At 67.9% G+C, this 14,118-nt stretch carries 10 protein-coding genes; 7 read left to right on the top strand and 3 right to left on the bottom strand.

Going from position 1 to position 14,118, the window contains the following annotated elements; genetic code table 11:
• Nucleotides 1-44 precede the first annotated feature (44 nt).
• Entirely contained in the window at nt 45-593 is a 549-nt protein-coding gene (locus WS70_RS13285) for an META domain-containing protein (protein ID WP_059469461.1), read from the bottom strand.
• A 593-nt stretch (nt 594-1,186) separates the two neighbouring features.
• On the opposite strand from WS70_RS13285, the gene purT reads away from it, so the two are divergent.
• The 4 genes from purT (at nt 1,187) to WS70_RS13260 (ending at nt 4,935) form a co-directional block, all read left to right on the top strand.
• On the top strand, nt 1,187-2,401 hold the full coding sequence (gene purT / locus WS70_RS13275; protein ID WP_059469462.1) for a formate-dependent phosphoribosylglycinamide formyltransferase: 1,215 nt from the start codon (nt 1,187-1,189) through the stop codon (nt 2,399-2,401).
• A 216-nt stretch (nt 2,402-2,617) separates the two neighbouring features.
• Nucleotides 2,618-2,782, top strand: a complete 165-nt coding sequence (locus tag WS70_RS32390) for a DUF6726 family protein (RefSeq protein ID WP_059469513.1) — start codon at nt 2,618-2,620, stop codon at nt 2,780-2,782.
• A 53-nt stretch (nt 2,783-2,835) separates the two neighbouring features.
• A complete protein-coding gene (locus WS70_RS13265; RefSeq protein ID WP_059469463.1) occupies nt 2,836-3,222 on the top strand; it encodes an MliC family protein in 387 nt (128 codons plus the stop codon).
• 267 nt (nt 3,223-3,489) lie between these two features.
• A complete protein-coding gene (locus WS70_RS13260; RefSeq protein WP_059469464.1) occupies nt 3,490-4,935 on the top strand; it encodes a DEAD/DEAH box helicase in 1,446 nt (481 codons plus the stop codon).
• 308 nt (nt 4,936-5,243) lie between these two features.
• Here WS70_RS13260 and gluQRS read toward each other — a convergent pair whose 3' ends face one another.
• Both gluQRS and WS70_RS13250 read right to left on the bottom strand, forming a co-directional pair.
• On the bottom strand, nt 5,244-6,137 hold the full coding sequence (gluQRS, locus tag WS70_RS13255; protein ID WP_059469465.1) for a tRNA glutamyl-Q(34) synthetase GluQRS: 894 nt from the start codon (nt 6,135-6,137) through the stop codon (nt 5,244-5,246).
• A 42-nt stretch (nt 6,138-6,179) separates the two neighbouring features.
• Complete coding sequence (locus WS70_RS13250) at nt 6,180-7,061, bottom strand: sulfurtransferase (protein WP_059469466.1); 882 nt, start codon at nt 7,059-7,061, stop codon at nt 6,180-6,182.
• A 496-nt stretch (nt 7,062-7,557) separates the two neighbouring features.
• On the opposite strand from WS70_RS13250, the gene dnaE reads away from it, so the two are divergent.
• From dnaE to WS70_RS13235, 3 genes are read left to right on the top strand one after another with little or no spacing between them, the layout of a single operon-like run.
• Nucleotides 7,558-11,082: a DNA polymerase III subunit alpha gene (gene dnaE, locus WS70_RS13245; protein ID WP_059469467.1), complete on the top strand. Its 3,525-nt coding sequence runs from the start codon at nt 7,558-7,560 to the stop codon at nt 11,080-11,082.
• Nucleotides 11,083-11,118: 36 nt separating this feature from the next.
• Entirely contained in the window at nt 11,119-12,909 is a 1,791-nt protein-coding gene (gene msbA / locus WS70_RS13240; RefSeq protein ID WP_059596669.1) for a lipid A export permease/ATP-binding protein MsbA, read from the top strand.
• Between the two features lie 50 nt (nt 12,910-12,959).
• Nucleotides 12,960-14,051 (top strand): glycosyltransferase family 4 protein, encoded by a 1,092-nt coding sequence (locus WS70_RS13235; RefSeq protein WP_059469514.1) that lies wholly within the window; start codon nt 12,960-12,962, stop codon nt 14,049-14,051.
• The last annotated feature ends 67 nt before the right edge of the window (nt 14,052-14,118 follow it).

Below are 14,118 nucleotides of genomic sequence, written 5' to 3'. Positions count from 1 at the left end.
CGCCGTCCGCTTCGCCGGCGGGGCCGTCCGACGCGCGTCGCTGCTTACTTGCTGTCGCGGCGCGCGAACGTCAGCGTCGCGCCGTCGTCGGTGATGAGGATCAACTGTTGAGGATCGCGCATCTGCACGCCGGCCTTCGCGATGTGGTCGAGCGCGGCGAGATAGTCTCGCTCGAGCGCGGCGCGCGCCGGCGCGATGCACGCCATCCGCGTGCCGACAAGCGGGCCGAAGCTCAGTACGCCGTTCTTCACGTCGTAGGCGCCCGCATAGCGGTTGCAGCCCGAGAAGCCGGCCGCGCGCCGCACGCCGGACTGCGTCGACAGCGCGAGCTTGATCGGCTCGCCGTTGTCGCCGTGCGGGACGTCGCGTTGCGAGCCGTCGGCATTGCGCCAGTTGACGAGCGCCCAGCTCGTGTCGTCGATCAGCTGGACCGTCGCGGGATTGAACGGATCGGGGGCGGGGGCGCTCGAGTCGGGATGCGTCGGCATCGTGCAGGCGGCGAGAAGCGCGGCGACGGTCAGCGCACCGAGCGGCGCGCGCAGCGAGCGGACAACGCGAAAGCGCATGTGCGCGGCTGCGGATGAATTGAACATGGCCTCGTTCCTCTTCGAATTTCAATGTTGCTGGCGAAGCCGTAAGGGTAACGCACTAGCGTCGTCGGACGCGAGCGGACAGTCGCCGCACGCGTTCGTTCGTGCGTCTTGCGGCAATGACGCGGGGCGTTTCTTGCGCGATTCGCCGGCAATGCGGTGCGTTGCCGAGGATTGCATCGGATCGTCGCGATGGTCGCGATGGCTTTGCGCGCGACGCATATGCGAGGCGAGACGTCGTTGTGAGCGTCGTTGGCGCGCGGGGATCGCGGATGGCGCGACGATGCCGGGCTTCCGAGGCGCGTCGAAGTCGCCGATCATTTTGTGGATGTGGACGACGCGACGGCGGGAGCGTCGCGAAGGCTGTGGAAGTCGCGAAGGTCGCAAGGGCTGCGATGTTCGTCGAACGCATGAATGAACGTGGCGGCTGCAAAGCCTCGCCGTCGCGACGTCCTGGCGCCCGCGAGCCGCTGCGCCGCGCTTGCCGCCGCGCGGCGCCCAACGGCCGCGACCCGCCAAATCGACGGGCGGCGCACAGTCCCTGCGTGTTAACATCGCAAGTCGTTTTCGCCATCCATCATCCAGCGGGAAATCTCATGCAGATCGGTCAGCGGCTCGGCACGCCGCTTTCGCCGTCCGCCACGCGCGTCATGCTGCTCGGCGCGGGCGAGTTGGGCAAGGAAGTCATTATCGCGTTGCAGCGGCTCGGCGTCGAAGTGATCGCCGTCGACCGCTATCCGAACGCGCCCGGACATCAGGTCGCGCATCGCGCGCACGTGATCGACATGACGGATCCGGACGCGCTGCGCGCACTCGTCGATGCGGAGCGCCCGCATCTCGTCGTGCCCGAAATCGAGGCGATCGCGACCGACGCGCTCGCCGCGATCGAAGCGGCCGGCGTCGCCGAAGTGATTCCGACCGCGCGTGCGACGCAGCTCACGATGAACCGCGAGGGCATCCGCCGGCTCGCGGCCGAGGAACTCGGGCTGCCGACGTCGCCGTACGCATTCGCGCAGTCGTTCGACGAATTCAAGGCGGCCGTCGCGCAGATCGGTTTCCCGTGCGTCGTGAAGCCCGTGATGTCGTCGTCGGGCAAGGGGCAGTCGGTCGTCAGGCGCGACGCCGACGTCGAGCCCGCGTGGCAGTACGCGATGGCAGGCGGCCGCGTGAATCACGGCCGCGTGATCGTCGAGGGCTTCATCCAGTTCGATTACGAGATCACGCAGCTCACGGTGCGCGCGATCGATCCGGCGAGCCTCGAGACGCGCACCTATTTCTGCGAGCCGATCGGGCACGTGCAGGTCGCGGGCGACTACGTCGAGTCGTGGCAGCCGCAGCCGATGAGCGCGAAGGCGCTCGAGCGCTCGCGCGACATCGCGCATCGCGTGACGGCCGCGCTCGGCGGCCGCGGGATCTTCGGCGTCGAGCTGTTCGTGCGCGGCGACGACGTCTGGTTCTCCGAAGTGAGCCCGCGTCCGCACGACACGGGGCTCGTCACGCTCGCGTCACAGCGCCAGTCGGAGTTCGAGCTGCACGCGCGCGCGATTCTCGGCTTGCCGGTCGAGCCCGCGCTCACGACGCCCGCCGCGTCGGCCGTGATCTACGGCGGGCTCGACGAAGCGGGCATCGCGTTCGAAGGCGTGCGCGACGCGCTCGCGGTGCCGGGCGCGGACCTGCGTCTGTTCGGCAAGCCGGAGAGCTTCGTCAAGCGCCGGATGGGCGTCGCGCTCGCGACGGGCGCGAACGTCGACGAAGCGCGCGAGCGCGCGAAGCGGGCGGCCGCCGCGGTGCGGCCGGTGTCCGCGCGCTGACGATGCGCGTTGCGCGCATCGGCGGATGTAGCGGATGTAGCGGATGTAGCGGATGTAGCGGATGTAGCGGATGTAGCGGATACGGCGGGGGGCTGCGATCGGTTCGTGTCGGTCGCGATGCCGCGTCGGTCCGCAAGCGGCAAGTCGAGGTTTCCGGGCCGCCGCGCGCGAGCATCGACGCGAAGGGGGCGCAGCGGGCCGGGAGAGGAGGTGGCGATGAAGTGGATGTTGATCCTTGCATTGTGTCTGTCGACGGCGGGCTGCGGGCTTGCCGCCGCGCCGTGCCGGATCGCGTCGACGGGGCTCAAGATCGTGCCCGTCGTCGGCCATGTCGCGGCGGCGCCGACCGACGCGTGCGCGGGCGTCATCGATCCGGATTGACGAAGCAACGGCCTGGATGCGCGGCGCGCGTCCATTGCTCGACGAGGAAAGGAATGAACATGAAAACGCTGGCTGTGCTCGGCGTCGCCGGTCTGTGCGTGGCCGCGAGCGCGGCGCATGCGGCGCGGCTGACCATCGAGGAGATCGACACCGATGCGCGCGAAACGGTCGTCTATCGGTGTGCGAACGAGCCGAAGCCGGTGCGGGTGTCGTACTGGCGCGCGGACAACGGGCAGAGCTTCGCGCTCGTGCCCGTCAACGAATCGCGGCTGCTGTTCGTCGATACCGTGTCGGCGTCGGGCGTCCGCTATCAGGCGGGCCGCTACATCTGGTGGACGAAGGGTCGCGACGCGAATTTGTACGACGAAATCGCGGGCGAGAAAGCGTCGCCCGTGCTCGGCGATTGCAGCGAGATCCAGAAGAAGCGCAAGAAGGGCTGAGCGGGGGGACGCGGCCGAGCTACACTGAGCGTCGCGCGGGCCGCGCCGACGAAGCCGTTTCACAATGGATGCTACAATACTGCCCTTTCTGCCGGCACTCCTGCCGGACGAAGCTTCGCGCGCGGCCTGGACGGCCTCAAGCGCCGGCGGTGCCCTGCGGCGCGCCGCAGCTTCGTCTTCATTCCGAAGTGGTTTGCGCAGCCTGTCTCGCGAGCGAGCATGCCGCGCGCTAGATGTCCCGCCGCGCCTTTTGAGCGAAACGCCACCATGTCCGATTCTGTTGCCACGCCTGTCGACGCGACGTTCGATCAATTCGGCCTTGCCGCCGAGATCCTGAAAGCGATTGCCGACCAGGGCTATACGACGCCGACGCCGATCCAGGCGAAGGCGATTCCGGTCGTGCTGTCCGGCCGCGACGTGATGGGCGCCGCGCAGACGGGCACCGGCAAGACCGCGAGCTTCTCGCTACCGATCATCCAGCGCCTGCTGCCGCAGGCGAACACGAGCGCGTCGCCCGCCCGCCACCCGGTGCGCGCGCTGATCCTCACGCCGACCCGCGAGCTCGCCGACCAGGTCGCCGCGAACGTGCACGCGTACGCGAAGCTCACGCCGCTGCGGAGCGCGGTCGTGTTCGGCGGTGTCGACATGAATCCGCAGATGGCCGAGCTGCGCCGCGGCGTCGAAATCCTGATCGCGACGCCGGGCCGCCTGCTCGATCACGTCCAGCAAAAGACCGCGAATCTCGGCCAGGTGCAGATCCTCGTGCTCGACGAAGCGGACCGGATGCTCGACATGGGCTTCCTGCCCGATCTGCAGCGCATCCTGAACCTGCTGCCGAAAGAGCGTCAGACGCTGCTGTTCTCGGCGACGTTCTCGCCTGAAATCAAGAAGCTCGCGTCGACCTATCTGCGCAACCCGCAGACGATCGAAGTCGCGCGCAGCAACGCGACCGCGACGAACGTTACACAGGTCGTCTACGACGTCGCCGAGGGCGACAAGCAGGCGGCCGTCGTCAAGCTGATCCGCGACCGCGCGCTCAAGCAGGTGATCGTGTTCTGCAACAGCAAGATCGGCGCGAGCCGCCTGGCGCGCCAGATCGAGCGCGACGGGATCGTCGCGTCGGCGATCCACGGCGACCGTTCGCAAAGCGAGCGGATGCAGGCGCTCGACGCGTTCAAGCGCGGCGAGATCGAAGCGCTCGTCGCGACCGACGTCGCTGCGCGCGGTCTCGACATCGTCGAGCTGCCGGCCGTCATCAACTTCGATCTGCCGTTCAGCGCGGAAGACTACGTGCACCGGATCGGCCGCACGGGGCGCGCGGGCGCGTCAGGCGACGCGCTGTCGCTATGCAGCCCGAACGAGCGCAAGCAGCTTGCCGACATCGAGAAGCTGATCAAGCGCGTGCTGCCGCTCGAGGCGCTCGAGCTCGACCTGCCGCGTCACCGCCACGACGACCGCGGCGGCCGCCGCGAGCGCGACCGTGACGAGCGCCGCGGCCCATCCGTCGGCCGCCGTTCGGCGGGCGGCGAGCGCCCGCATCATGCGCGCCGCGAAGCGCCGATCGACGATTTCTTCCTGAAGCCGTACGAGCCGTCGACGCCGGCGCGCAGTTCGGAAGAGGCGAAGCCCGTGCAGCCGGAGAAGAAGGCGCCGAAGCAGCCGCTCGCCGCGCTGCTCGGCGGGTTCGGGATGCCGCGCAAGACGTCGTCGTGATGCGGGGTTGAGCGTCGATGGGCGCCGGGAATGGCGCTGCGGTACATGAGAAGCGGGCGGGTGCGTGAGCACCCGCCCGCTTTGTTTTGCGCGCGGGGCGCGCGGGGCGTCGGTCGAGCTTGGGGCGAACGGGCGGCGTTGTCGCGGCCGGACTGCACATGAACCGGTCGGCAGGAGGACGGCCGAGAAGAAGATGTCGCGACGGATGCGCGGCGATGCCGACGATTGCGGCAGGAAATGGTGCAGCCAGGCGATGGGTCAAGCGACGGGGCGAAGCAATGCGAATGCAGCCACGCGCCGCGCAGACGTCACCGACGCGCGTTCGGTCCGAAACGCCAATCCCACGCAGCGATTGCAGCCGGATAGAACGCGTGGAGCGACGCGCACGCCCCGGCGTCGAGCGACAGCCCGAGATGCCGCGCGGCGGCGGCGAGCGCGGGCAGCGGCGCGGCGGGGTCGAGCGCGGTCGCGCCCGTCTGCTTGCTGAGCTTTTCGCCGTTCGCATCGACGACGACGGGCACGTGGAGATAGCTCGGCGTCGGCAGCCCGAGGCAGCGCTGCAAGTGGATCTGACGCGCGGTCGAGTCGAGCAGATCCGCGCCGCGTACGACGTGCGTGATGCCCGCGTCGCCGTCGTCGACGACGACCGCGAGCTGGTACGCCCATTGCCCGTCCGCGCGCTTCAGTACGAAATCGCCGACTTCCGTCGCGAGATTCTGCGTCTGCGTGTGCTGCCACCGATCGTCGAAACTGACGACGGCTGCCGCGCCGTCCGGCACGCGCAGCCGCCACGCGCGTGCGGGCTTGCCGCGCAGGCCGTCGCGGCAGGTGCCGGGATAAGCGAGCGTCGTATGCCGCTCGTGCGCGGCGCGCAGCGAATCGGCGATCTCCTTGCGCGAACAGCCGCACGGATAGACGAGCCCCGCGGCCGTGAGCTGTTCGAGCGCCGCCGTGTAGTGTGCGACGCGCATGCTTTGCCGGACGGGCGGCTCGTCGGGGACGAATCCGAAGCGGGTCAGCGTCGCGAGGATGTCCTCGGCCGCGCCGGGCACCGTGCGCTGACCGTCGATGTCCTCGATCCGCACGAGCCACGCGCCGCCCCATGCGCGCGCGTCGAGCCAGCTCGCGAGCGCGCCGACGAGCGAGCCGAAATGCAGCGGGCCGGTGGGCGACGGCGCGAAGCGCCCGCGATAGCCTGTCATTCGATGTGGCGCGTGACGAAGCGCAGAAGCGGACGCGCGGCGTCAGGCGGCGTGCGCCGGCTCGGCAGGACGGCTCGCACGCTCGCCGGAATGGCACGCGGGACAAGACTTGCCGGGCACGTAGAGCGGCGATTGCTGCGCTTCGGCCGGCACGACCGCGCGGCACGCGAAGCACGTGACGTCGGGCGTCGGCTCGAGGCTCGGATTGAGCGCGGTGCGGTAATCGAACACGAAGCAGTCGCCGTGATAATGCGCGCCGCCCACTTCCTCGAAGTACTTGAGGATGCCGCCTTCGAGCTGATAGACGTGGTCGATGCCGACGTCCTTCATGTGGATCGCCGCCTTCTCGCAGCGAATGCCGCCCGTGCAGAACGACACGATGGTCTTGCCGTCGAGGTCCGCGCGGTTCGCCTCGATCACTGCGGGGAACTGGCTGAACTTGTCGATCCGGTAGTCGAGCGCGTTGTCGAACGTGCCGACGTCGACCTCGAACGCGTTGCGCGTATCGAGCATCACGACGGGGCGGCCCGCGTCGTCGTGCCCCCGGTCGAGCCAGGTCTTCAACGTCTGCGCGTCGACGGACGGCGCGCGGCCGAGCTCCGGCTTGATCGCCGGCTTCTTCATCGTGATGATCTCGCGCTTCAGGCGCACGAGCATGCGGCGGAACGGCTGCGAATCGGACAGGCTCTCCTTGAACTGCAGGTCCGCGAGCTTGTCTTCGAACAGCGGATCGTGGCGGAGATAGTCGACGAAGGCGTCGGTCGCTTCGCGGGAGCCCGCGATGAACAGATTGATGCCCTCGGGGGCGAGCAGGATCGTGCCGCGCAGCCCGAGCGCATCGCAGCGCGCGGTGATGAGCGGCCGCCATTGCTCGATCGAGTCGAGCGAGACGAAGCGGTAGGCGGCGAGGTTGACGGTAGTCATGTCGGTCGGTAAGGCGGCTGCGGCCCGACGGCGCTGCAGCGCGAAAAAGGGCGCGGCGGGGCGGGCGGGCAGGAGCGGACGAAAACGGAAAGCCGTATTATCCCGCAAACTGCGCGGCTTTCCGCAGTCGGCCGAACGGACGATGTGCGACGGCGGGACGCGGCACCGTCGCAGAAGGCAAATCGGCTCGGCCGCTTGGGCGGGGTGCCGTCGATTCTCAGCGCTGCCGGATCGTCGAATCGCCGGGTTGATGGGTTGATGGGTTGATGGGTTGACGGGGGGACGCCGGACCGCCGCATTGCTGGTCCGTCGATCCACCGGATATCGGGCCGTCCCATATCGGACAGGGCCTGAGCAACCGCGAATCGCCTCCCGCGCGGTCTCGCACGACCAAGCCGCCCGCCGACCCGCGCCGGCACTCGGCCGAACGGCCAACGCCGCATTTTTTGGCCGGCCCGAACGGTGGCCGACCCCGGGGCCAGCTACAATAGCGCCCATGTCAGATCCCCGTTTCGTTCATCTTCGCGTTCACTCCGAATTCTCGATTGCCGACGGCATCGTGCGTCTCGACGATATCGTCAAGGCGGCGGCCGCCGACGGTCAGGGCGCGCTCGCCCTGACCGACCTCGGCAACGCGTTCGGTCTCGTCCGTTTCTACAAGGAAGCCCGCGACGCGGGCATCAAGCCGATCGCCGGCTGCGACGTCTGGATCACCAATCACGACGATCGCGACAAGCCGTCGCGGCTGCTGCTGCTCGTCAAGGACAAGCGCGGCTACCTGAATCTCTGCGAGCTGCTGTCGAAGGCGTGGCTCACGAATCAATACCGCGGCCGCGCGGAACTCGACGCGAGCTGGCTCGAAGGCGAGCTCGCCGAAGGGTTGCTCGCGCTGTCGGGCGCGCAGCAGGGCGACATCGGCCTCGCGCTCGCGGCCGGCAACGAAGCGGCCGCGCGCCGTCACGCGGAGCGCTGGGCGAAGACGTTCCCCGGCGGTTTCTACATCGAATTGCAGCGCTACGGCCAGCCGGGCGCGGAAGCGTACGTCCAGCAGGCGGCGACGATCGCCGCCGAGCTGAAGCTGCCCGTCGTCGCGACACATCCGCTGCAGTTCATGACCTCCGACGACTTCACCGCGCACGAGGCGCGCGTGTGCATTTCGGAAGGCGACATCCTCGCGAATCCGCGCCGCCAGAAGCGCTTCACGACCGATCAGTTCTTCCGCACACAGGGCGACATGGCCGCGCTGTTCGCCGACCTGCCGTCGGCGCTCGCGAACACGGTCGAGATCGCGAAGCGCTGCAACCTGACGCTCGAGCTCGGCAAGCCGAAGCTGCCGCTCTTCCCGACGCCCGACGGCATGTCGCTCGACGACTATCTCGTGCAACTGTCGAAGGAAGGGCTCGAGAAGCGTCTCGTGCAGCTCTATCCGGACGAGGCCGAGCGCGAAGCGCAGCGCGACACGTACTACCAGCGCCTCGATTTCGAATGCGGCACGATCAAGAAGATGGGCTTTCCGGGCTACTTCCTGATCGTCGCGGACTTCATCAACTGGGCGAAGAACAACGGCGTGCCGGTCGGCCCGGGCCGGGGCTCGGGCGCGGGGTCGCTCGTCGCATACTCGCTCGGCATCACGGATCTCGATCCGCTGCGCTATAACCTGCTGTTCGAGCGCTTCCTGAATCCGGAGCGCGTGTCGATGCCCGACTTCGACATCGACTTCTGCCAGCACGGGCGCGATCGCGTGATCCAGTACGTGAAGGAGAAGTACGGCGCGGACGCGGTGTCGCAGATCGCGACGTTCGGCACGATGGCCGCGAAGGCGGCTGTGCGCGACATCGGCCGCGTGCTCGATCTCGGCTACATGTTCACCGACGGCGTCGCGAAGCTGATCCCGTTCAAGCCGGGCAAGCACGTGACGATCGCCGACGCGATGAAGGAAGAGCCGCTCCTGCAGGAGCGCTACGACAACGAGGACGAAGTTCATCAGCTCCTCGATCTCGCGCAGCGCGTCGAGGGCCTCACGCGCAACGTCGGGATGCACGCGGGCGGCGTGCTGATCGCGCCCGGCAAGCTCACCGATTTCTGCCCGCTCTACACGCAGGGCGACGACGGCGGCGTCGTCAGCCAGTACGACAAGGACGACGTCGAAGCCGTCGGCCTCGTGAAGTTCGATTTTCTGGGTCTGACGACGCTCACGATCCTCGACTGGGCCGAGCGCTACATCCGCCGTCTCGATCCGAGCAAGGAGAACTGGTCGCTCGCGCAAGTGCCGCTCGACGATCCCGCGTCGTTCCAGATGCTCAAGAAGGCGAACACCGTCGCCGTGTTCCAGCTGGAAAGCCGCGGGATGCAGGGGATGCTGAAGGATGCGCAGCCCGACCGCTTCGAGGACATCATCGCGCTCGTGTCGTTGTACCGTCCGGGCCCGATGGACCTGATCCCGAGCTTCTGCGCGCGCAAGCACGGGCGCGAGAAGGTCGAGTATCCGGATCCGCGCGTCGAACCCGTCCTGAAAGAGACCTACGGCATCATGGTCTATCAGGAGCAGGTGATGCAGATGGCGCAGATCATCGGCGGCTACTCGCTCGGCGGCGCGGACTTGCTGCGTCGCGCGATGGGCAAGAAGAAGCCCGAGGAGATGGCCAAGCATCGCGAGATTTTCGCCGAGGGGGCCGCGAAAAACGGTCTCTCGCGCGAAAAGTCAGACGAGATCTTCGACCTGATGGAGAAGTTCGCGGGCTACGGCTTCAACAAGTCGCATGCGGCCGCGTACGCGCTGCTTGCGTACTACACCGCTTGGCTGAAGGCGCACCATCCGGCCGAATTCATGGCGGCCAACATGACGCTCGCGATGGACGACACCGACAAGGTGAAGATCCTGTTCGACGACTGCGTCGTCAATGGGCTCGCCGTGCTGTCGCCCGACATCAATCAATCGCATTACCGCTTCGAGCCGGTCGCGGAAGCCGACGGCAAGCGCTCGCGCACGATCCGCTACGGCCTCGGCGCGATCAAGGGCAGCGGCCAGAACGCGATCGAAGAGATTCTGCGCGCGCGCGAAGAGAAGCCGTTCACTGATCTGTTCGATTTCTGCGAGCGGATCGACCGGCGCGTCGTGAACCGCCGGACGATCGAGGCGCTGATTCGCGCGGGCGCGCTCGATTCGCTGCACGCGAATCGCGCGCAACTGCTCGCGTCGGTGCCGCTCGCGATGGAGGCTGCCGAGCAGGCGGCCGCGAACGCGCTGCAGGCAGGACTCTTCGACATCGGCGGCGAGCCCGCGCACCAGCACGCGCTCGTCGACGAGCCCGCTTGGGACGACAAGCGCCGCTTGCAGGAAGAGAAGGGTGCGCTCGGCTTCTATCTGTCCGGCCACCTGTTCGACGCGTATCGCGACGAGGTGCGACGCTTCGTGCGCCAGAAGCTCGGCGAGCTGAAGGAAGGGCGCGACAAGGTGGTTGCGGGCGTGATCGCGTCGCTGCGCACGCAGATGACCCAGCGCGGCAAGATGGTGATCGCGCTGCTCGACGACGGCACCGGCCAGTGCGAAGTCACCGTGTTCAACGAGCAGTTCGACGTGAACCGTGCGCTTTTCAAGGAAGACGAGTTGCTGATCGTCCAGGGGCAGGCGCGCAACGACGCGTTCACGGGCGGGATCCGCTTCACCGCCGATTCGGTGATGGATATCGAGCGCGCACGCAGCCGCTACGCGCAGGCGGTGCGGATGACGATGAACGGCAATGCGGACGCAGCGGCGCTGCGCCGCGTGCTCGAAGCGCACGTCGCGAAGCCCGACGAGACGCCGGCCGTCGAAGCCCCGGCGCCGCGCGGCGGCCGCGACGGCGGGCGCCGCGCGGCGCCCGTGATACCGAACGGCCTCGCCGTGCGGATCGCGTACAGCAACGCGCGCGCGCAAGGCGAGATGCGCCTGGGCGACGCCTGGCGCGTAAAGCCGAGCGATGCGCTGCTCGCGGATCTGCGCGCGGCGTTCGGCGGCAGCGTCGTCGAGATCGTCTACTGACCCCAAGCACGTTTTTCGGATTTTTTTGAGGGCATTTTGAGCGTCAAGCCTACCCTAAGCAAACCGATCGGCGGTCAGGACGCGTCGTCGCCTGCCGTCGTGATGCGCCGCCTCTGGCCGCATGTGAAACCGCTCGTATGGGTGCTCGTCGCCGGCGTGCTCGCGATGGCCGGGGTCGCCGCGACGGAAGCTGGGATTCCGATGCTGCTGAAGCCGCTTCTCGATCACGGCTTCGGCTCGAAGGGCGACATGACGACGAAGCTGTACGTGCCTGTCGCCGTCGTCGGCCTCGCGCTCGTGCGCGCGATCGCGCAATACACGTCTGGTTATCTGCTGCAGTACGTATCGAACCGCATCCTGCTCGATCTGCGCATCCAGATGTTCGACCGGATGATTCACACGGGCGTGTCGTTCTTTCAGCGCGAGACGGCGAGCACGGTGATCAACGCGATCGTGTTCGAAGTGAATCAGGTGCTCAGTGTGCTGATGAGCGTCACGATCACGCTCGTGCGCGATTCGCTCACGGTCCTATTCCTGCTCGGCTACCTGTTCTATCTGAACTGGCGCCTGACGCTCATCGTCGCGGTCCTGTTGCCCTGCATCGGCTGGCTCGTCGGCAAGATCAACCGGCGGCTGCGGCGCCTGAATCGCGAGCACCAGACGCTCACGAACCAGCTCGCGTACATCGTCGAGGAGACTGTCGGCGGCTACAAGGTCGTCAAGGTCCACAACGGCGAGCCGTACGAGATCGGACGCTTCAACGAACTGAGCCGCAAGCTGCGCGGCTATTCGATGCGAATGACGGTGTCGGGCGGGCTCGCGCAGCCACTCACGCAGTTCCTCGCGTCGATCGCGCTCGCCGTCGTGCTGACGATCGCGGTCGTCCAGTCCTCGAACGATCAGACGACGGTCGGCGGCTTCGTCGCGTTCGTGACGGCGATGCTGCTCATCATCTCGCCGCTCAAGCACCTGATGGACGTGAACCAGCCGCTGCAGCGCGGGATGACGGCGGCCGAGCTGATCTTCGGGCTGATCGACGAGCCGCGCGAGCCCGAGGGCGGCGGCAAGCCGCTCGCGCGCGCGTCGGGCGCGATCGAGTTCAGCCACGTGTCGTTCTCGTACGGCGCGTCGCGCGACGGGAGGCATACGCTCGACGACGTGTCGTTCACCGTCGCGCCGGGAGAGATGGTCGCACTCGCGGGGCCGTCGGGCAGCGGCAAGACGACACTCGTCAATCTGCTGCCGCGCTTCTTCGATCCATCGTCGGGTGCGGTGCGCGTCGACGGCGTCGCGCTGCCCGAATACAGCCTGCATGACCTGCGCAACCAGATCGCGATGGTGAGCCAGGACGTCGTGCTGTTCAACGACACGATCGCGGCAAACGTCGCGTACGGCCAGACGGCGGAGCGCGATCGCGTCGAGGCGGCGCTGCGCGCGGCGAATCTGTGGGATACCGTCACTGCGATGCCCGACGGCATCGATACGCTCGTCGGCGACAACGGGATGCGCCTGTCGGGCGGCCAGCGCCAGCGGCTCGCGATCGCCCGCGCGATCTACAAGGATGCGCCGATCCTGATTCTCGACGAGGCGACGTCCGCGCTCGATTCCGAATCCGAACGGCACGTGCAGGCTGCGCTCGAGACGCTGATGAAGGGCCGCACGACGCTCGTGATCGCGCACCGCCTGTCGACGATCGAACGGGCGGACCGGATCCTCGTGCTCGAGGCGGGCAGGATCGTCGAGAGCGGCAGCCATCGCGAGCTGCTGGAGCAAGGCGGGTTGTACGCGCATCTGCATCGCATTCAGTTCCAGCAGGACGCAGGGTGAGCGGCGGGCATTCGGGCGGACGGCGCCCCGGCGAGCAGGATCGCCGCGTGATGAAAATCGGCCTGTCCTGCAACGCGTTCAAGTATGGCGGGGGGCTCGAGCGCTACGCGATCGACCTCGCGCGCGGTCTCGACGGTTTCGGCATCCGGCCCGCAGTTTTTGCGCGATCGTTCGATCCGTCGATGCCGGAATACGGTTGTGTCGAGCCACACCGGATCGACGTATCGTTTCTGCCCGGCAAGTGCCGCGACGCCTGGTTCTCGTGGCGGCTGCGCGCCGCCCGCCGCGCGTCGCCCGTCGACGTGCTGATCGGCTGCAACCGGGTCGATTCGTCGGAGATCGCGATCTGCGGCGGCACCCATCTCGGTTTTCTCGACGCGATCGGCCGTGCGCCGACATTCTTCGATCGCAGGCAGATCGCGCTCGAGCGCCGTCAATACGAGCGCGCGCGCTTCGTCGTCGCGCACTCGATGCTGATGCGCGATGAGCTGCGCCGCTTCTACGGGCTCGGCGACGACAAGATTCGCGTGCTGTTCCCGCCCGTCGACGCCGCGCGCTTCACGCCTGTCGATGCGGCGCGGCGCGCCGAACTGCGCAGGCGTTTCGGCTTCGCCGACGACGAGGTCGTGCTGCTGTTTCCGTCGAGCAGCCACGAGCGCAAGGGGCTGCCGCTCATCGAAGCGGTGCTGCGCGACGGCGGGCCGCCCGTCGTCGTCGCGGTCGCGGGCCGGCCGCCCGAGCGGACGTCCGAGCGGCTGCGCTATGTCGGCTACGTGAAGGACATCGAGGACGGCTATCGCGCCGCCGATTTCACGATCCTCGCGTCGAGATACGAGCCGTTCGGGCTCGTCGGCATCGAGTCGGTGATGTGCGGAACGCCCGTCATCCTGTCGTCGAATGTCGGCTGCTGCGACGCGATCGCGCCGTCGGCGAAGCGCGTGTTCGCGCCGGGGGATACGGCCGGGCTGCGCGCCACGCTCGACGATGCAGTGCGCCAGGTGCGCGCGTGCGCGGCCCGGGTCGAATCGACCGCGGCCGCGCACGCGGCGATCGAGTACGATCCGAGCGTCGCGCGCCATGTCGCGCAACTGCTCGATCTGGCCGCCGAGGCGGCCGGCCGCGGGCGCGTCGCCCGGGCATGACGCGCGTTCGCGCGTCGCTTACAGTCATTCTTTCATCAGGATATTGGCTCAGGAAGCGCTTGGGCCG

The sequence above is a fragment of the Burkholderia mayonis genome (assembly GCF_001523745.2).
Taxonomy (GTDB): domain Bacteria; phylum Pseudomonadota; class Gammaproteobacteria; order Burkholderiales; family Burkholderiaceae; genus Burkholderia; species Burkholderia mayonis.
The sequence above is the reverse complement of the archived record's forward strand: the minus strand, read 5'-3'. Positions and strand labels throughout refer to the sequence as shown.

Excerpts from the sequence above, each read along its gene's own strand:
- purT (WP_059469462.1), top strand. The coding sequence starts at position 1,187 with ATGCAGATCGGTCAGCGGCTCGGCACGCCGCTTTCGCCGTCCGCCACG.
- WS70_RS13265 (WP_059469463.1), top strand. The coding sequence starts at position 2,836 with ATGAACATGAAAACGCTGGCTGTGCTCGGCGTCGCCGGTCTGTGCGTG.
- dnaE (WP_059469467.1), top strand. The coding sequence starts at position 7,558 with ATGTCAGATCCCCGTTTCGTTCATCTTCGCGTTCACTCCGAATTCTCG.
- WS70_RS13250 (WP_059469466.1), bottom strand. The coding sequence starts at position 7,061 with ATGACTACCGTCAACCTCGCCGCCTACCGCTTCGTCTCGCTCGACTCG.
- WS70_RS13235 (WP_059469514.1), top strand. The coding sequence starts at position 12,960 with ATGAAAATCGGCCTGTCCTGCAACGCGTTCAAGTATGGCGGGGGGCTC.
- WS70_RS13285 (WP_059469461.1), bottom strand. The coding sequence starts at position 593 with ATGTTCAATTCATCCGCAGCCGCGCACATGCGCTTTCGCGTTGTCCGC.
- WS70_RS32390 (WP_059469513.1), top strand. The coding sequence starts at position 2,618 with ATGAAGTGGATGTTGATCCTTGCATTGTGTCTGTCGACGGCGGGCTGC.
- WS70_RS13260 (WP_059469464.1), top strand. The coding sequence starts at position 3,490 with ATGTCCGATTCTGTTGCCACGCCTGTCGACGCGACGTTCGATCAATTC.
- gluQRS (WP_059469465.1), bottom strand. The coding sequence starts at position 6,137 with ATGACAGGCTATCGCGGGCGCTTCGCGCCGTCGCCCACCGGCCCGCTG.